A 17,996-nucleotide genomic window follows, 5' to 3' on the forward strand; every position below is an offset into this window, starting at 1 on the left:
GAGGACGCGGAAGGCCCCCGCGGCGGCGGGGGCCTTCCGTTCGTGACTCGGCTCTACAGGCCGTAGCGCTCGCGCGCCTCCTTCACGGCCGTCGCCTTGACCTCGCCGCGCCGGGCGAGCTGGGCCAGGGCCGCGACCACGATGGACTCGGCGTCCACGCCGAAGTGGCGGCGGGCGGCGTCGCGGGTGTCCGACAGGCCGAAGCCGTCGGCACCGAGCGACGAGTAGTCCTGCTCGACCCACTGCGCGATCTGGTCCGGGACCTGACGCATGTAGTCGGAGACCGCGAGGACCGGGCCCTCGGCGCCCTGGAGCGCCTGGCGGACGTATGGCACCCGCTCCTCGCCGCGCAGCAGCGCCGCGTCGGCGTCCATGGCGTCCCGGCGCAGCTCCGTCCAGGAGGTCGCGGACCACACGTCGGCGGCCACGCCCCACTCCTCGGCGAGCAGCCGCTGCGCCTTGAGCGTCCAGTGGATCGCCGTGCCGGAGCCGAGGAGCTGGATCCGCGGCGCGTTGGCCGGGATGCCCAGACCCTCGGACTCGGCCGTGTTGAAGCGGTACAGGCCCTTGAGGATGCCCTCGTCGACGCCCGGGGCACCGGGCTTCGCCGGCTGCGGCAGCGGCTCGTTGTACACCGTGAGGTAGTAGAAGACGTTCTGGTCCTCGCCCTCGGCCGCCTCGCCGTACATACGGCGCAGGCCCTCCTTGACGATGACCGCGATCTCGTACGCGAACGCCGGGTCGTACGTCAGCGCCGCCGGGTTGGTCGCGGCGAGCACCGGGGAGTGGCCGTCGGCGTGCTGCAGGCCCTCACCCGTCAGCGTCGTCCGGCCCGCCGTGGCGCCGAGCAGGAAGCCGCGGCCGAGCTGGTCGCCGAGCTGCCACATCTGGTCGCCCGTGCGCTGCCAGCCGAACATCGAGTAGAAGATGTAGAACGGGATCATCGCCTCGCCGTGCGTCGCGTACGACGTCGAAGCGGCGATGAAGTCGGCCATCGAACCGGCCTCGGTGATCCCCTCGTTGAGGATCTGGCCGTCCTTGGCCTCCTTGTAGTACATGAGCTGGTCGCGGTCGACCGGCTCGTACGTCTGGCCCTTCGGCGAGTAGATGCCCAGCGACGGGAACAGCGACTCCATGCCGAAGGTGCGCGCCTCGTCGGGGACGATCGGCACCCAGCGCCGACCCGTCTCCTTGTCGCGGACCAGGTCCTTGACCAGGCGAACGAAGGCCATGGTGGTGGCGAGGCTCTGCTTGCCGGAGCCCTTGTCGAAGGCGGTGAACGCCTTGTCGGCCGGAACGGGCAGGGCCGGCAGCGCGTGCGTCCGGCGGGCCGGGGCGGGACCGCCGAGGGCCGCGCGCTGCTCCTGGAGGTAGCGGACCTCGGGAGAGTCGGCGCCCGGGTGGCCGTAGGGGACCTGGCCGTCGACGAACATCTCGTCCGAGATCGGCAGGTCCAGCAGGTCGCGCATCTCCTTGAACTGGTCCACCGTCAGCTTCTTCATCTGGTGGTTGGCGTTCTTGGAGGCGAAACCACTGCCGAGGGTGTGGCCCTTGACCGTCTGGGCCAGGATCACCGTCGGGCCACCCTTGTGCTCCAGGGCGGCCTTGTACGCGGCGTAGACCTTGCGGGGCTCGTGGCCACCGCGGGAGAACTGGAAGCAGTTCTCGATCTTGGCGTCGCTCAGCAGCTTGGCCATCTCCCGCAGCTCCGGGTCGGGGCCGAAGAAGTGGTCGCGGATGTAGGCGGCGTCACGCGTCTGGTAGGTCTGGATCTGCGCGTCCGGTACCTCGCGCAGCCGCCGTACCAGTGCGCCCGTGTGGTCCAGGGCGAACAGCTCGTCCCAGTCGGTGCCCCACAGTGTCTTGACGACGTTCCAGCCGGCGCCGCGGAACTGGGCCTCCAGCTCCTGCACGATCTTGAAGTTGGCGCGGACCGGGCCGTCCAGGCGTTGCAGGTTGCAGTTGATGACGAAGGTCAGGTTGTCCAGACCCTCGCGGGCGGCCAGCGCGATGGCGGCCGTCGATTCCGGCTCGTCCATCTCGCCGTCGCCGAGGAAGGCCCACACGTGCGAGGACGAGACGTCCTTGATGCCGCGGTTGGTCAGGTAGCGGTTGAAGCGCGCCTGGTAGATGGCGGAGAGCGGGCCGAGGCCCATCGACACCGTCGGGAACTCCCACAGCCAGGGCAGCCGCCGCGGGTGCGGGTACGAGGGCAGACCGGCGCCGCCCGCCTCCTGGCGGAAGTTGTCCAGGTGCTGCTCGTTCAGCCGGCCGTCGAGGAAGGCGCGGGCGTAGATGCCGGGGGAGGCGTGGCCCTGGATGTAGAGCTGGTCGCCGGAGCCGTCACCCTCCTTGCCGTGGAAGAAGTGGTTGAAGCCCGTCTCGTACAGCCAGGCCGCGGAGGCGAAGGTGGCGATGTGGCCGCCCACGCCGTGCTTGCTGCCGCGGGAAACCATCGCCGCCGCGTTCCACCGGTTCCACGCGGTGATCCGGGTCTCCATGGCCTCGTCACCGGGGATGGCCGGCTCGGCGGAGGTCGGGATGGAGTTGACGTAGTCGGTCTCCAGCAGCTTCGGCAGCGCCAGGCCCGCGCCCTCGGCGCGCTCCAGGGTGCGGCGCATCAGGTACGCGGCACGGTGCGGCCCGGCCGCCTGGGTGACGGCGTCCAGGGAGGCCTGCCACTCGGCGGTCTCCTCGGGGTCGCGGTCCGGGAGCTGGTCGAGCTCGCTCGGCTGGATGGCTTTGGGGTCGGTCGTCATGTCGCCGCCTTCCTCAGTCGAAGGGGGTTCCCTCATCGGCAAGGGTTCGGGGGTGCCCTAGGTCTTTGGCAGGACAGGGCTGGGCTCCGGTGGGAGTCCGAAAGCGACTGTAACTCCCTGATCGATGATCGATCAAAGGGTTGAGGGGCAAAAACTCTTGATCACGAGAAAGTCGGCACGGGGTGCCTCCGGCGGTGGCACGGGGTGACCTTGAAGGTGGCGGTTTGTGCAGGTGAGCGCGGTGCGGCTCGGGTGGTTGCGTGGTGTGGCGGCTGCGGGTGCGTCGTGGTTGAGCACGCAGTTCCCCGCGCCCCTGAGGAACGGCCCAGCCGTTCCTCAGGGGCGCGGGGAACTGCGCAGGGGCGGCGGGGGCGAAGGGATGCGTCAGGGGCGGGGCGCGCAGCCCAGGACGTGGGACTTCACGATCTCCGGGATGCGGGGGTCCCGGCGGCGGAAGGCCGCGACCAGCTCCTCGTGCTCCTCCGCGTACGACTGCTGCACCGTCCCCAGCCACCGTATCGACAGCGCCGTGAACACCTCGATCCCCAGCCCCTCCCACGTGTGCAGCAGCACCGAGTTGCCCGCCGCCCGCACCAGCTCCCGGTGGAACCCCACCGTGTGCCGCACCTGGCCCGTGCCGTCGGAGACCCGGTCGGCCTCGTACAGCGCGGCGACGTGCGGCTCCAGGGCCGAGCAGTCCAGGGCGAGCCGGTCCGCCGCCAGCTCCGCCGCGATCGCCTCCAGGCCGGCCCGGACGGGGTAGCTCTCCTCCAGGTCGGCGGCGGTCAGGTTGCGCACCCGCACGCCCTTGTTCGGCGCCGACTCGATCAGCCGCAGCGACTCCAGCTCCCGCAGCGCCTCGCGCACCGGCGTCTGGCTGACCTCCAGCTCGGTCGCGATCCGCCGCTCGACGATCCGCTCGCCCGGCTGCCAGCGTCCGCTGATGATCCCTTCCAGGATGTGCTCGCGGATCTGTTCGCGCAGCGAGTGGACGACGGGCGCGGTCATGAGAGCTCCTTCGGGGAGGGTCCCCTTCGGACCCCGGGGGCGACTGACGCTTAGACAATACGGCCGTCGCGGCGGGCGGGAAGGGCGCACGGGGGCGCTTTGACGCAGGTGAGACGAGACTTACACAGCGTGCCCCGTCCGGAACGCGGTGATGCCTCCGCCCCGGGAACGGCGCCGCGCCGGCCCCGGACACGGCGGTGCCCCCGCCCGGAAAGCTCCGGGCGGGGGCACCGTACAGGCCCAGGGGCGCGGGGGACTACAGGCCGAGCTCGACCTCGAACTCGCCCGCCTCCAGGATCGCCTTGACCGCCGTCAGGTAGCGGGCGGCGTCGGCGCCGTCCACCAGACGGTGGTCGTAGGACAGGGTCAGGTACGTCATGTCGCGGACGCCGATGACCGGGCCGTCCTCCGTCTCGATGACGGCCGGACGCTTGACCGTGGCACCGATGCCGAGGATGGCGACCTGGCCCGGCGGCACGATGATCGTGTCGAACAGCGCGCCGCGCGAACCGGTGTTGCTGATGGTGAAGGTCGCGCCCGCCAGCTCGTCCGGGCTGATCTTGCTGGCCCGCACCTTGCCCGCCAGGTCGGCGGTCGCCTTGGCGATGCCGGCCAGGTTCAGGTCACCGGCGTTCTTGATGACCGGGGTCATCAGGCCCTTCTCGGAGTCCACCGCGATACCGATGTTCTCGGTGTCGAAGTAGGTGATGGTCCCCTCGGCCTCGTTGATCTTGGCGTTGACCGGGGCGTGGGCCTTGAGGGCCTGGGCCGCGGCCTTGACGAAGAACGGCATCGGGGAGAGCTTGACGCCCTCACGCGCCGCGAACGCGTCCTTGGCACGGGCGCGCAGCTTCATCAGACGCGTGACGTCGACCTCGACGACCGACGACAGCTGGGCCTGCTCGTGCAGCGCCTTGACCATGTTGTCGCCGATGACCTTGCGGATGCGCGGCATCTTGACGGTCTGGCCACGCAGCGGGGAGGCCTCCAGGACGGGGGCCTTCCTCGCGGCGGGCGCGGCAGGGGCGGCGGCCGGAGCCGGGGCGGCCTTCGCGGCCTCGGCGGCGGCGACGACGTCCTGCTTGCGGATACGGCCACCGACGCCGGTGCCCTTGACGGTGGACAGGTCGACGCCGTTCTCGGCGGCGAGCTTGCGCACCAGCGGGGTGACGTAGGCGCCGTCGTCCACCGGCTGGGCGGCGGCCGGGGCTGCCGGAGCGGCGGCCGGGGCCGGCGCGGGCGCCGGGGCGGCGGGCTGCGGGGCCGGAGCCGCCGGAGCCTGCGGGGCGGGAGCCGGGGCGGCCGGAGCCGGAGCGGCCTGCGCGGGAGCCGGGGCCGCCGGAGCCTGCGGGGCCGCGGGAGCCGGGGTGGGTGCGGGCTTGGCCGGGGCGGCGGGGGCCGCCGGGGCAGCCGCCGGAGCGGCACCCGCCGCACCGATGACGGCGAGCTTGGCGCCGACCTCGGCCGTCTCGTCCTCGCCGACCACGATCTCCAGCAGGGTGCCGGAGGCGGGGGCCGGGATCTCGGTGTCGACCTTGTCGGTCGAGACCTCGAGCAGCGGCTCGTCCTCCTCGACGCTGTCACCGACCGACTTCAGCCAGCGGGTGACGGTGCCCTCGGTGACGGACTCGCCGAGCGCGGGCAGGACCACGTCCGTGCCCTCGGCGGAGCCGCCGGCAGCGGCCTCGGCCGTGGGGGCAGGCGCCGGGGCGGCCTGCTCGGTGGAGGGGGCGGCCGGGGCGGGCTCGGGGGCCGGCTCGGCCACCTGCTCGGCCTGCGGGGCCGGAGCGGCGGCGGGGGCGCCGCTGCCGTCGTCGATCAGCGCCAGCTCGGCGCCGACCTCGACGGTCTCGTCCTCGGCGACCTTGATGGAGGACAGCACGCCCGAGGCGGGGGCCGGGATCTCGGTGTCGACCTTGTCGGTCGAGACCTCGAGCAACGGCTCGTCGGCCTCGACGCGCTCACCCTCGGCCTTCAGCCAGCGGGTGACGGTGCCCTCGGTGACGCTCTCGCCGAGCGCCGGAAGGGTTACGGAAACCGCCATGGTTTCGGTTGCTCCTTACGAATTGCGGAAGTCTGTGTCGTCGCGCCCGAAGACCGAAGCGGTCAGTCGTGCATGTGGAGCGGCTTGCCGGCCAGCGCCAGGTGGGCCTCGCCGAGCGCCTCGTTCTGCGTCGGGTGGGCGTGGATGAGCTGGGCCACCTCGGCCGGCAGCGCCTCCCAGTTGTAGATCAGCTGCGCCTCGCCGACCTGCTCGCCCATGCGGTCGCCGACCATGTGGACGCCGACCACGGCACCGTCCTTGACCTGGACCAGCTTGATCTCGCCGGCGGTCTTCAGGATGCGGCTCTTGCCGTTGCCGCCCAGCGGGAACTTGATCGAGACGACCTTGTCCGCGCCGTAGACCTCCTTGGCCTTGGCCTCGGTGAGACCGACGGAGGCGACCTCCGGGTGGCAGTACGTCACCCGCGGCACGCCGTCGTAGTCGACCGGCACGGTCTTCAGGCCGGCGAGCCGCTCCGCCACCAGGATGCCCTCGGCGAAGCCGACGTGCGCGAGCTGGAGGGTGGGAACGAGGTCACCGACGGCGGAGATGGTCGGGACGTTGGTCCGCATGTACTCGTCGACGAGGACGAAGCCGCGGTCCATCGCGACGCCGTTCTCCTCGTAGCCCAGGCCCTGGGAGACCGGGCCGCGGCCGATGGCGACGAGCAGGACCTCGGCCTCGAACTCCTTGCCGTCGGCGAGGGTGACCTTGACGCCGTCCTGGGTGTACTCGGCCTTCTGGAAGAAGGTGCCCAGGTTGAACTTGATGCCCCGCTTGCGGAAGGCGCGCTCCAGGAGCTTGGAGCTGTTCTCGTCCTCGACCGGGACGAGGTGCTTGAGGCCCTCGATGACCGTGACCTCGGAACCGAAGGACTTCCACGCGGAGGCGAACTCGACGCCGATGACGCCGCCGCCCAGCACGATCGCGGACTTCGGCACGCGGTCCAGCGTGAGGGCGTGGTCCGAGGAGATGATCCGGTTGCCGTCGATCTCCAGGCCCGGGAGCGTCTTCGGCACGGAGCCGGTCGCGAGCAGGATGTGGCGGCCCTCGACGCGCTGACCGTTGACATCGACGGAGGTGGGGGACGAGAGCCGGCCCGCACCCTCGATGTAGGTGATCTTGCGGGAGGCGACCAGACCTTGCAGCCCCTTGTACAGGCCGGCGATCACCTCATCCTTGTACTTGTGCACACCGGCCATGTCGACGCCCTCGAAGGACGTCTTGACGCCGAACTGCTCGCTCTCGCGGGACTGGTCGGCGACCTCGCCCGCGTGGAGCAGGGCCTTGGTGGGAATACAGCCGTTGTGCAGGCAGGTGCCGCCAAGCTTGTTCTTCTCGATCAGGGCGACGTCCAGGCCCAGCTGCGCCCCGCGCAGGGCCGCGGCGTAACCACCGCTGCCACCGCCGAGGATCACTAGGTCGAAAACGGTGCTGGCGTCGTTCGCCACGTCACGTCCTCCATGCATGTGCGCCACGCCGGTCTCCAGTGACCGGTCGGCGGCTGGTGTCCGGCCGCTCATTGTTCTCGGCCCTTGGGTGGGCCCTGTCCTGCCGGGCTCCATCTTCGCACTTGTGAGAGGCGAACGAGACGTGGGGCCGGGGTGTGAGACACCCCACGTTCGAGCTCGTCCCCCACACTACGACCGGCTCCCCGCCCGAACTGTGACGGTCTCCCGCCCCGCGGCCCCACCGGCGTCCGGTTCTCCCCGGCCGACGCGAGGACCGCCGACCAAGGTGCGCGGGGCTGTGTCGCTCTGCGGCTCCGCCGCGTGGGCGCGACCGCGTGCGAGTTCTTCTTGGCCGACGCCAGGACGGCCAACCAAGGGGCGCGGGGAACTGCGCGACGAGCCACGACGGGCCCGCAGCCGCGCAGTCACCCGCACCCCGTACCCCTCAGGCGCCCTTAGCCCAGCTCACCCGCGGCCGCCAGCTCGGCAACCCGCACCAGCGTCCGCACCGCCGTCCCCGTGCCGCCCTTCGGCGTGTACCCGAACGGCCCGCCCTCGTTGAAGGCCGGACCCGCGATGTCCAGGTGCGCCCAGGTGATGCCCTCGCCCACGAACTCCCGCAGGAACAGACCGGCCACCAGACCGCCGCCCATCCGCTCGCCCATGTTCGCGATGTCCGCGGTCGGCGAGTCCATGCCCTTGCGCAGGTGCTCCGGCAGCGGCATCGGCCACGCCGGCTCGCCGACCTCCTCCGCCGCCTCGTACACCGCGGTGCGGAACGCGTCGTCGTTCGCCATCACGCCGTACGTCCGGCTGCCCAGCGCCAGCATCATCGCGCCGGTCAGCGTCGCCACGTCGATGATCGCGTCCGGCTTGTCCTGCGAGGCCGCCCACAGCGCGTCGGCGAGCACGAGCCGGCCCTCCGCGTCGGTGTTGAGCACCTCCACCGTCTTGCCGCTGTACATGCGCAGCACGTCACCCGGGCGCGTCGCGGAGCCCGACGGCATGTTCTCGGCCAGCGCCAGCCAGCCGGTCACGTTGACCTCCAGGCCGAGCCGCGCGGCGGCGACCACCGCGGCGAACACGGCGGCGGCACCGGCCATGTCGCACTTCATCGTCTCGTTGTGCCCGGCCGGCTTCAGCGAGATGCCGCCCGAGTCGTAGGTGATGCCCTTGCCGACGAAGGCCAGGGACTTCTTCGCCTTGGGCGAGGTGTACGACAGCTTCACCAGCCGCGGACCCGACGCCGAACCGGCGCCGACGCCCAGGATGCCGCCGTAGCCGCCCTTGGTCAGCGCCTTCTCGTCGAGCACCTGCACCTTGATGCCGTGCTCCTTGGCCGCGGTCTGCGCGACCGCCGCGAACGCCTCCGGGTTCAGGTCGTTCGGCGGGGTGTTGACCAGGTCGCGGGCGCGGTTCAGCTCCTCGGCGACGGCCGCGGCACGCTCGACCGCCGCCTTGTACGCCTTGTCGCGGGGCTTGCCGCCGAGCAGCGCGGCCTCCGCCAGCGGGGCCTTGCCGTTGCCCTTCGCCCGGGCGCCCTTGGCGTCCTTGGCGGACTCCTTGTACGCGTCGAAGGAGTACGCGCCGAGCAGCACGCCCTCGGCGACGACCCCGGCGTCGGCGGCCTCGGCGAGCGGCAGGGCGAACGCGGCCTTCTTGGCGCCGGCCAGGGCGCGGGCGGCCGCACCGGCGGCCCGGCGCAGCGCCTCGGCGTCGAATCCGGCGTCCTTCTCGGGCTCGGCACCGAGGCCCACCGCCACCACGACGGGCGCCTTGAAGCCGGCCGGCGCGGGCAGCTTCGTCACCTCGCCCTCGGCGCCCGAGGCACCGAGGGTCTCCAGGACGCCGGCGAGCCGGCCGTCGTACGCCTTGTCCACGGCCTCGGCGCCCGGGGCGACGGACGGGCCGCCGGCGCCCTTGGCGACACCGATCACGATCGCGTCGGCCCGGAGGCCGGGCGCCGCGGAGGTGGAGAGAGTGAGAGCAGTCACGGTGGTGAAATCTCGCTTCCGTATGAAGTCTGGTGTGGCCGAATGCGGGTGGGTCGACCGGGCCCGACATCCGACCCTAGATCCCTCCTGCGATGCGGTCCTCGCCTGGGCAGGCGAACACTCGGCACGAGCCTACGCTCGCGCCCGGCCGCACCCCCTCCCGCGGGGCCGCGGTTTCCCCGCGGGAGGGACCATGGGAGATCATTCCGGGGGCACGCCGCCCTCCCCCTCCCGCCCTCTGGAGCACTTCCCGTGAGACGCCCGGTCCTGTCGACAGCCCTCCTCCTGCCGCTGCTCGCGGGCTGCACGTCGGCCCCCGGCGACGACGGCGGGCCGGCCGCCGGCCACTGGCGGCCGACGCCCGGCACCGCCTGGCAGTGGCAGCTCAGCGGCAAGCTCGACACCTCCGTCGACGTACCCGTCTACGACATCGACGGCTTCGACCACGACCGGGCGACGGTCGCCGAACTGCACGACGACGGACGCAAGGTCATCTGCTACGTCTCCACCGGCGCCTGGGAGGACTTCCGGCCGGACGCCGACAAGTTCCCGGCGGCCGTGCTCGGCAAGGGCAACGGCTGGGAGGGCGAGCGGTGGCTGGACATCCGCGCGACGGATGTCCTGGAGCCGCTGATGGCCGAGCGTCTCGACATGTGCCGCGAGAAGGGCTTCGACGCGGTCGAGCCGGACAACATGGACGGCTACAAGAACGAGACCGGCTTCCCGCTCACCGGCGACGACCAGCTCCGCTACAACCGGTTGATCGCGAAGCTCGCCCACGACCGCGGGATGGCCGTCGGACTGAAGAACGACCTGGACCAGATACCGGACCTGGTCGACGACTTCGACTTCGCCGTCAACGAGCAGTGCGCCCAGTACGGCGAGTGCGCCGACAACCAGCCGTTCGTCGACGCCGACAAGGCGGTCTTCCACGTCGAGTACGAGCTGCCGACGGAACGCTTCTGCGCCGACTCCCGTGAGCTGCGGCTCAGTTCGATGCTGAAGAAGTACGAACTGGATGCGTGGCGGGAGGCCTGCTGAGCCCGTGCCTCAGCCGAGGGCGAGGACCACGAGGGCGGTGGTCGCCGCCGTCTCCGCGACGCCGCCGAACACGTCGCCCGTGACGCCGCCGAAGCGGCGGACGCAGTGCCGCAGCAGGAGTTCGGCGGCGGCGACCGCGCACGCCACGGCGAGCGCCGTGCGCAGTGCGTCGTACGGGCCCAGGTACGCGCCCGCCGCGGCGCCGGCCAGGGTGACGAGCGCCGCGGCGGCCAGCGCCGCGCCGGCCGGGACCACCCCGGCGACCGCCGCGCCCAGTCCCTCCGGGCGGGCGGCGGGCACCCCGGCCCGGGCCGCCGTGGTGAGCGCCAGCCGGGCGGCCGTGGCCGACACCACGGCGGCGAGCGCTCCCCGGGTCCACGAGCCGTCGTAGGCCTGGGCGAGCGCGGCCACCTGGGCCAGCAGCGTGAACAGCAGGGTGAGCACGCCGAACGGTCCGATGTCCGACTGCTTCATGATCCGCAGGGCGTCCTCGGCGGGCTTGCCGCTGCCCAGTCCGTCGGCGGTGTCGGCCAGCCCGTCCAGGTGCAGTCCGCGCGTGAGGACGGCGGGGACGGCGGCCGTGGCGACCGCCGCCAGCAGGGGCCCGGCGCCCAGCGCGAGCAGCAGGAGCCCGGTGCCCGCGGCGAGGACGCCCACGGTCAGTCCGGCCAGCGGCGCCCACAGCATGCCGCCGCGCGCGGCGGGCCGGTCCCAGCGGGTGACCTTGACCGGGAGCACGGTGAGGGTGCCGAAGGCGAAGCGGAGGCCGTCGGGGGAGGGGGTCCTGAGCACCGGCGCAGACTACCCGGCGGTCGGCGGGGCGTTGACGGGCGTCGGGGATAAAGTGCGCATATGGGAGATTGGTGGCAGCGCAACATCATGGAACCGGGCAAGCTGCCGCTGCTCCTCGCGCTGACGGCGTTCGTGCTGACGTTCGTGATCACCCGGGTCATCACGCGTCTGATCCGGGCGGGCAAGGGGCCCTTCGGGAACGTCAAGGCGGGCGGGGTGCACATCCACCATGTGGTTCCCGGGGTCGTCCTCACCGTCGTCGGCGGTTTCGGGGCGGTGGCCGGCGGGCGGCACGGGTTCGGGTCGGCGCTCGCGGCGGTGGTCTTCGGGGTCGGGGCGGGGCTCGTGCTGGACGAGTTCGCGCTGATCCTGCACCTCGACGACGTGTACTGGACCGAGGCGGGGCGCAAGAGCGTGGAGGTCGTGGTGCTCACCGCGGCGCTGGTGGGGCTGGTGCTGGCGGGGTTCACGCCGTTCGGCGTCGACGGAATGTCCCAGGACGAGTTGCAGGACCGCACGAACGTCATCGCGACCGTCGCGGGGAACTTCTTCTTCTCTCTCCTCGCCCTGGCCAAGGGCAAGGCCCGGCTGGCGATCTTCGGGGTCATCGTGCCCGTGATCGCCCTGATCGGCGCGATCCGCCTGGCCCGGCCGGGGTCCCCGTGGGCCCGCCGCTTCTACGCCCGTCGGCCGCGCGCCCGCGCGAGGGCTCGGCTGCGCGCCTACCACCACGACCGCCGCTGGTCCGGGCCGCGCCGAGTCGTCCAGGACTGGATCGGCGGCCGCCCGGATCCGCGATGAGGGTGCGTGCGGGTGCCTCCGGCGGTTGAGCGGGGTGCCTGCGGCGCCTGTGCGGGTTCGGTGGGGGTGCGCGTAGCGCGGTGCGTTCGGTTGTGGGTCGGGGCCGCGCCGGGGGGTGTTCGTCCTCGGAACGGCGCGGAATCGGTTACTTGAAGAGGTGCGGGGCGTTGACGCGCCAACCGCTGCGGGCGAACACCCCCCGACACGTCCCCTTCCCGCCGTACGCGGCTGCGGGCCGTCGCCCCGCAGCCGCGGGCACTCGCCCCCGCAACCGCGGGCAGTCGTGCCGCTGGGGCGGCACGGGTGGGCGCGGCGGCACCCCGGCAGCGCCGGGCCACGCGACCCACCCCGCGCCCACACCCACGCCGGTACGAGGAGAACGCCGGGTCACGAGACCCACCCCGCGCCCGCACCCACCCCGGGCGACCAAGGAACCCCGGTTCACCGAACCGCGTTCACTCGCCCCCGGTCGCGGCCTCACCGTCGGAGACCTCCGGCAGTTCCGCCGCCAAGGACGCCGCCGCCTGGACCAGCGGCAGCGCCAGCAGACCGCCCGCGCCCTCGCCCACCTTCACGCCCTGGCTCAGCAGCGGCTCCATGGCCATCCGGTCCAGCGCCTTGGCCTGGCCCGGCTCCCCGCTGTCGTGGGCGGCGAGCCACCAGTCCGGTGCCCGGAAGGCGACCCGCTGCCCGACCAGCGCGCACGCCGCCGTCACGACGCCGTCCAGGATCACCGGCATCTTCCGCACCGCGCTCTGGAGCAGGAAGCCCGTCATGGCCGTGAGGTCCGCGCCGCCCACCGTGGCGAGGAGTTGCAACTGGTCGCCGAGGACGGGGCGCGCACGGCGCAGCGCGTCACGGATCGCCGCGCACTTGCGCATCCAGGCCAGGTCGTCGATCGGCAGCCCGCCCCGGCCGGTGACGACCGACGCGTCCGTCCCGCACAGCGCGGCGACCAGCACACCCGCCGCCGTCGTACCGCCCACGCTCACGTCGCCGAGCACCACCAGGTCCGTGCCCGAGTCGGCCTCCTCGTCGGCCACCGCCATCCCGGCCCGGAAGGCGGCCTCCGCCTCCTCGAGGGTCAGCGCGTCCTCGATGTCGATGCGGCCGCCGCCCCGCCGCACCCGGTGTCCCGCCACCTCCGCCGGCAGCGTCTCCGGGTCGCAGTCCAGGGCCATGTCGACGACGCGCACGGGTACGTCCAGGCGCCCGGCGAGCACCGACACCGGCCGGCCGCCCTCCAGCACCTCGCGCACCAGGTCGCCGGCACCGCCCGCGGGCCGCGCCGACACGCCCAGCTCGGCGACCTTGTGGTCACCGGCGAAGAGCACCACGCGGGGGCGGACGACCGGCCGTACCGGTACGGCGGACTGGGCTGCCGACAGCCACTCGCCCAGGTCGTCGAGGCGGCCCAGCGATCCGGGCGGAACGACCTGACGCTCCCGGCGCGCCTCCGCGTCGCGGCGTACCCCGCCGTCGGGGCGCTCGATCAGGTCGGTGAAGTCGTCGAGATTCAGCGAGCTCATTCGCCGAACAGTACCGGCCCCCGTCGAACACCGAGGAGGGCCCGTGGGCAGCACGCCCGGGCGGCGTCGTTGCACCCCGGAGCGCCCTCACCTACGTAACGTTTTGCCTGGAATGTCGTACGTGACCATGTTCGTCTCGCGTCGGGAGCCGCCCGTGTCCGGAACCTCCGTCCCCCCGGTGCCTCCCGTCCCCTCGTACGGGCCGTACCGCGAGGACTGCCCCTGGTGCGGCTCCCGGCGGCTGCGTGTCCGGCCGCGCGGTGCCGGGCCGCGGCAGGGAGCGCCGCACCGGTCTCCGGCCGAGCGGTGCCCGGACTGCCGGCACGTCTTCCGGAATCCGCCGCTCCCGCCCGGGCCCGCACACCCCGTGGTCCGGGCCGGCGTCCGGATCGGACACGTGCTGGCCGCCCGTGCGATGGCCCGCCGCTGTCCCGAGCCCGAGAGCTGGCTGGACGTCGGCACCGGGGACGCCGACTTCCCGCGGGCCGCCCGTGCGTACTTCCCGTACACCTCGTTCGACGGCCTCGATCCCACCGGCCGGGTGCTGCGGGCCCGCGCCGTCGAGCGGGTGGAGGAGGCGCTCGTCGGGCGCCTGACGGATCATCATGTGGCGGTGCGGGTGCGGGAGCGCTACGACGTCGTCAGCCTCTTCCAGTACCTGGAGCGGGTTCCGGACCCACGGGCGGAGCTGCGGGCCGCGCTGGGCGCGCTGCGGCCCGGCGGGCATCTGCTCGTCGACGTGGCCGACCCGCGCCGCCTGGTGCCGGTGCACCCCCTCGGGCTGCGCGCCGAACTCGTGGCCCAGGGCTGCACGGTCCTCACCGGCACCCGGGGGCAGCGCGTCATCGCCCGCAAGGACGCCTCAGCCCCGTAGCACCAGGGCCTGGCCCGCCACCACGAGGAGGACCTGCTCGCACTCGGCGGCGAACGCCGCGTTCAGACGGCCGAGTTCGTCGCGGTAGCGGCGGCCGGACGCCGTGGCCGGGACGATGCCCGAGCCGACCTCGTTCGACACCGCCACCAGCGTGCGCCGGGTGGCGCGGACCGCGTCCGTCAGTTCCCGTACCCGGGCCCCAAGCGCCCGTTCGCCGCCGTCGGCCCACTCCGCGTCGTCCCACGCGCCGACCGCGTCCATCGCGTCCGTCAGCCACAGCGACAGGCAGTCGACGAGCAGGGGCGGGCCCTCGTCCTTCAGGAGGGGGACCAGGTCGCAGGTCTCGGCCGTGCGCCACGAACCGGGGCGGCGCTCCCGGTGGGCGCTGACCCGGGCCGCCCATTCGGTGTCGCCGCCCCGGGTGCCGCCGGTGGCGACGTAGAGCACGTCGGGGAAGGACTCCAGCCGGCGTTCCGCCTCCACCGACTTGCCCGACCGGGCGCCGCCCAGCACGAGGGTGCGCCGCGGTACGTCGGGCACGTCCTCGTACGAGCCCACCGCCAGCGTCGTGCCGTCCGGTACCGCCCGCGCGCCGGCCGCCGCGAGCCGCCGCGCCAGCTCCCGGCCCGGCGGCACGTCGTGGTCCAGGTGGACGGCGACGACGTCCGTGGTCGGGCCCGCCGCGCCCACCGCCCGCAGCTTCGCCAGCGCGTCCGGCCGCCCCACGACGTCCGCGAGGATCAGGTCGTACGGCTGGGCGGGTTCCTCCAGACCGGCCGGCGCGCCGCCCGGCGGCACGTACAGGAGCCGCCGGCCGTCCGGGCCCGTCACCGCGTACCCGGTGCCGGGCGCGTCCAGCGCCACCGCCCGCACCCGGTGCCCGGTCAGCAGCGCCAGCTCCCGCCCGTCCGGCACCCGGCCCGGCTGCGGCAGCCCGGCCGGGACCTCCACGGCGGGGCCGTCGTGCGGATGGGAGAGCAGCACCTGCCGTACGCCGGCCAGGGAGCGCCCGGCCCGCGCCGCCGCGAAGGCCACGCCGGGTGTCAGGTCGAGCAGCAGCGCCCCGTCCACCAGCAGCGCGGTCGCCGCGCGCGCGTCCTCGCCCTGGGTCGCGGCACAGGCCGCGCAGGGACAGTCGGGGCGGGGAAGTCCCGCGGGGGCACCGGTGCCGAGCAGAGTCACGTCCACGCACCGATTTTCACCGGGCACCCGGCGACATGCGCGCCCGAGCCCCCCATGGGGCGTGCGACCGGGCCGTTCCCGTGACCGGTCCTGTCTCCCGGCCTTCTACGGAGTGCCCGGCCGAGCGCATAGGCTGCGGGCGGGGGCCGGACCAAGATCCGGCTTCCGCTCTGCATGTGCTCACATCTTGGAGGCGTACATGGCGGCATGGACGTGGCGGTTCGAGACGGCCGACGGGACGGAGGTCCCGCCCGCGGTGCAGCCCGAGGAGTTCACCACGCAAGGGGACGCCGAGTCCTGGATCGGGGAGCACTGGAAGGACCTCCAGGAGGGCGGCACCGACCAGGTGCGGCTCTTCGAGGACTCCACCGAGATCTACGGCCCGATGAGCCTGCACGCCGAGGAGGCGGAGGCCGAGGAGGCCGGGTCCGAGGCCTGAGGGCCGTGGTCCCGGGGGCGGGGCGGGGGCGGCTTCGCCCCCGTCACTGCTCGCCCAGCGTCACCTCGGCGGTGCGTTCGTCGCCGTCGCGGGTGTACGTCACCTTGGTGCGGTCGCCCGGCCGCATCGACGCCAGGGCCTCGGACAGCGAGGTGATGGTGGTGATGTCCGTGTCCCCGAGCCGCACGATGACGTCCCCGGGCCGCAGTCCCGCGTCGTCGGCGGCCCCGCCGTCGCTCACCTCGACGACGGCCGCCCCGGCGGGCCGGTAGCTGTCGTCCACGACCGTCCGGGCGGTGATGCCCAGCGCGGCCCGGCCCGAGTCGGTGACCCTGCCGTCCTTGACGATCTGCCCGGCCACCGTCGTCACCATCGACGCCGGGATCGCGAAGCCGATGCCGGGCGCCGCGCTGTCGCCGAGGCCCGGGTCGGTCGCCGCCAGCGTCGGGATGCCGATCACCTGCCCGTCCAGGTTCACCAGGGCGCCCCCGCTGTTGCCGGGGTTGATGGCCGCCGACGTCTGCACCATGTTGGCGATGGTCGCGCCCGTGCCGCCCCCGCTGCTGCCCTCGGTGACGGTCCGCCCGGTCGCCGACACGATGCCCTGCGTCACGCTGGAGGACAGGCCGAGCGGCGAGCCCATCGCCAGCACGATCTGCCCGACCTCGACCTTCGCGGAGTCCGCGAAACGGGCCGCCTCCATGCCGTCGGGCACCTTGTCCAGCTTGATCACGGCCAGGTCCTGCTCCGGGTAGGAGGAGACCAGCTTCGCGGTCAGGGCGCCCTCGGCGCGTGCCGTGGTCACCCGGAAGGACCTGCCGTCCCCGACGACGTGCGCGTTGGTGACGATGTGCCCCTTGTCGTCGTACACGACCCCCGACCCCAGCGAGTCCCCCGCCTGGATCTGCACCACCGACGGCAGTACGTCCTTGATCACCCGTTCGTAGTCGGCCTGGAGGTCGTTGGCCGCGCGCGGCGCCGCGGCCCGCGCCGGGTCGCCCTCCCGCGCGCTCCCCGAGCCGCGGTCGGTCCCCGCACCGCCGTCGGAGCAGCCGGTCGCGAGCAGCAGGGAGCAGGCCAGGACGGCGAGCGGAGCGAGCGGCCCGGACAGACGGGAGCGGGAAGTGTCCATGGCCCGAGTCTCACCGCGCCCCCGGCCCACGGCCCCCGGTGAACACCCGAACGGGCGCCGGAGCCCGGGACCGGCGCTGGGGGTGCCGGTTGGATCCTGCCGCACGTTCCCCACGCTCGGCTTCGCTCGCGCGGGAGGGACCCCCATCGCCCCGCTCGGGTCGGCCGCAAGGCACCGGAGGCCACGGCCGACATCCGGACGACGCCCCCTAGCCGCGCACCCCGCACAGGTGCAGCAGGGCCGCGACCGCGCGGTACGGGTCGGTCCGGCCGGCCCGCTCCTCGGCGGCCAGCAGCGCCTCCAGGTCGTCCGGGACCGGGGCCCCGTCGGGCGCCGTGTCGGTGAAGACCCGCACGCCGTACCAGGTGTGCAGCGGGGCGCCGATGCCCGCGAGCTTCGCCGTCAGTGTCGCCAGCCGGTCCGCGCGGACGTCAAGGCCCAGGCGGTTGCGGTAGTTCACGGTGTCGAAGGCGCCCAGCGCGCCCGCCCAGTCACCGTGCAGGCCGGGGCGCAGCGCGAGCGCGTCGCCGTTGCGCACCACGAGTGACAGCAGGCCGCCGGGCGCGAGCATCCGGGCCAGCCCCGCGAGCAGCGGATCGGGCTCCTCGACGTACATGAGCACGCCGTGGCACAGCACCACGTCGAAGCTGCCCGGCAGGAAGTGCACGCCGGTGTCCCGGCCGTCGCCCTCGACGATCCGCATCCGCTCCCGGATGCCCTCCGGCTGGCCGGCCAGTGCCTCGCGTGCCGTCGCGATCATCGTCGCGTCCCGCTCCACGCCGGTCACCTGGTGCCCGGCCCGTGCCAGCCGCAGCGCCTGGGTGCCCTGGCCCATGCCGACGTCGAGCACCCGCAACCGCCTGCCCACGGCGAAGCGCCCGGCTATCTGCTCGTCCAGCTGCCGGGCCACCAGCTCCTGCCGCACGACATTGCGAAGCCCGGACAGCCCC

At 73.4% G+C, this 17,996-nt stretch carries 14 protein-coding genes; 4 read left to right on the forward strand and 10 right to left on the reverse strand.

Annotated features, from left to right (window positions below; all coding sequences use genetic code 11):
* Positions 1–53: 53 nt before the first annotated feature.
* The 5 genes from aceE to B9W62_RS28085 form a co-directional block, all read right to left on the reverse strand.
* Positions 54–2,759 (reverse strand): pyruvate dehydrogenase (acetyl-transferring), homodimeric type, encoded by a 2,706-nt coding sequence (aceE, locus tag B9W62_RS28065; protein ID WP_087809762.1) that lies wholly within the window; start codon positions 2,757–2,759, stop codon positions 54–56.
* Between the two features lie 384 nt (positions 2,760–3,143).
* Positions 3,144–3,767 carry a GntR family transcriptional regulator gene (locus B9W62_RS28070; RefSeq protein WP_003976633.1) on the reverse strand — a complete coding sequence of 208 codons (624 nt, stop codon included), beginning with the start codon at positions 3,765–3,767 and terminating at the stop codon, positions 3,144–3,146.
* Between the two features lie 256 nt (positions 3,768–4,023).
* Positions 4,024–5,811, reverse strand: coding sequence for a 2-oxoglutarate dehydrogenase, E2 component, dihydrolipoamide succinyltransferase (gene sucB / locus B9W62_RS28075; RefSeq protein ID WP_087809763.1), 1,788 nt, complete (start codon positions 5,809–5,811; stop codon positions 4,024–4,026).
* A gap of 62 nt (positions 5,812–5,873) precedes the next feature.
* A complete protein-coding gene (gene lpdA, locus B9W62_RS28080; protein ID WP_179235711.1) occupies positions 5,874–7,262 on the reverse strand; it encodes a dihydrolipoyl dehydrogenase in 1,389 nt (462 codons plus the stop codon).
* 455 nt (positions 7,263–7,717) lie between these two features.
* Entirely contained in the window at positions 7,718–9,256 is a 1,539-nt protein-coding gene (locus B9W62_RS28085) for a leucyl aminopeptidase (protein WP_087809764.1), read from the reverse strand.
* Positions 9,257–9,508: 252 nt separating this feature from the next.
* Between B9W62_RS28085 and B9W62_RS28090 the strand changes: the two genes are divergently transcribed.
* Entirely contained in the window at positions 9,509–10,297 is a 789-nt protein-coding gene (locus tag B9W62_RS28090) for an endo alpha-1,4 polygalactosaminidase (RefSeq protein WP_087809765.1), read from the forward strand.
* Between the two features lie 9 nt (positions 10,298–10,306).
* Here the strand turns inward: B9W62_RS28090 and B9W62_RS28095 are convergent, their stop codons facing one another.
* Positions 10,307–11,089: an adenosylcobinamide-GDP ribazoletransferase gene (locus tag B9W62_RS28095; RefSeq protein ID WP_087809766.1), complete on the reverse strand. Its 783-nt coding sequence runs from the start codon at positions 11,087–11,089 to the stop codon at positions 10,307–10,309.
* 60 nt (positions 11,090–11,149) lie between these two features.
* Between B9W62_RS28095 and B9W62_RS28100 the strand changes: the two genes are divergently transcribed.
* A complete protein-coding gene (locus tag B9W62_RS28100; protein WP_087809767.1) occupies positions 11,150–11,890 on the forward strand; it encodes a hypothetical protein in 741 nt (246 codons plus the stop codon).
* A 455-nt stretch (positions 11,891–12,345) separates the two neighbouring features.
* Here B9W62_RS28100 and cobT read toward each other — a convergent pair whose 3' ends face one another.
* A complete protein-coding gene (cobT, locus tag B9W62_RS28110) occupies positions 12,346–13,419 on the reverse strand; it encodes a nicotinate-nucleotide--dimethylbenzimidazole phosphoribosyltransferase (protein WP_087809768.1) in 1,074 nt (357 codons plus the stop codon).
* Positions 13,420–13,816: 397 nt separating this feature from the next.
* On the opposite strand from cobT, the gene B9W62_RS40905 reads away from it, so the two are divergent.
* Positions 13,817–14,293: a class I SAM-dependent methyltransferase gene (locus tag B9W62_RS40905; RefSeq protein WP_256976617.1), complete on the forward strand. Its 477-nt coding sequence runs from the start codon at positions 13,817–13,819 to the stop codon at positions 14,291–14,293.
* On the opposite strand, the gene B9W62_RS28120 is transcribed toward B9W62_RS40905, so the two are convergent.
* Positions 14,282–15,481 carry a bifunctional adenosylcobinamide kinase/adenosylcobinamide-phosphate guanylyltransferase gene (locus B9W62_RS28120; protein WP_087809770.1) on the reverse strand — a complete coding sequence of 400 codons (1,200 nt, stop codon included), beginning with the start codon at positions 15,479–15,481 and terminating at the stop codon, positions 14,282–14,284. The two genes, B9W62_RS40905 and B9W62_RS28120, sit on opposite strands and share 12 nt — an antisense overlap.
* Positions 15,482–15,674: 193 nt before the next feature.
* On the opposite strand from B9W62_RS28120, the gene B9W62_RS28125 reads away from it, so the two are divergent.
* A complete protein-coding gene (locus tag B9W62_RS28125) occupies positions 15,675–15,914 on the forward strand; it encodes a hypothetical protein (protein ID WP_087809771.1) in 240 nt (79 codons plus the stop codon).
* Positions 15,915–15,957: 43 nt separating this feature from the next.
* Here the strand turns inward: B9W62_RS28125 and B9W62_RS28130 are convergent, their stop codons facing one another.
* Complete coding sequence (locus B9W62_RS28130) at positions 15,958–17,046, reverse strand: S1C family serine protease (RefSeq protein ID WP_087809772.1); 1,089 nt, start codon at positions 17,044–17,046, stop codon at positions 15,958–15,960.
* A 208-nt stretch (positions 17,047–17,254) separates the two neighbouring features.
* Positions 17,255–17,956, reverse strand: coding sequence for a class I SAM-dependent methyltransferase (locus B9W62_RS28135; RefSeq protein ID WP_087812143.1), 702 nt, complete (start codon positions 17,954–17,956; stop codon positions 17,255–17,257).
* Positions 17,957–17,996 lie beyond the last annotated feature (40 nt).

Source organism: Streptomyces sp. CS113 (genome assembly GCF_002188365.1).
GTDB lineage: Bacteria > Actinomycetota > Actinomycetes > Streptomycetales > Streptomycetaceae > Streptomyces > Streptomyces tendae.

Bases quoted from the DNA above. Each gene is read 5' to 3' on its own strand.
- aceE (WP_087809762.1), bottom strand. From the start codon at position 2,759: ATGACGACCGACCCCAAAGCCATCCAGCCGAGCGAGCTCGACCAGCTC.
- B9W62_RS28070 (WP_003976633.1), bottom strand. From the start codon at position 3,767: ATGACCGCGCCCGTCGTCCACTCGCTGCGCGAACAGATCCGCGAGCAC.
- sucB (WP_087809763.1), bottom strand. From the start codon at position 5,811: ATGGCGGTTTCCGTAACCCTTCCGGCGCTCGGCGAGAGCGTCACCGAG.
- B9W62_RS28100 (WP_087809767.1), top strand. From the start codon at position 11,150: ATGGGAGATTGGTGGCAGCGCAACATCATGGAACCGGGCAAGCTGCCG.
- cobT (WP_087809768.1), bottom strand. From the start codon at position 13,419: ATGAGCTCGCTGAATCTCGACGACTTCACCGACCTGATCGAGCGCCCC.
- B9W62_RS28125 (WP_087809771.1), top strand. From the start codon at position 15,675: ATGGCGGCATGGACGTGGCGGTTCGAGACGGCCGACGGGACGGAGGTC.
- B9W62_RS28130 (WP_087809772.1), bottom strand. From the start codon at position 17,046: ATGGACACTTCCCGCTCCCGTCTGTCCGGGCCGCTCGCTCCGCTCGCC.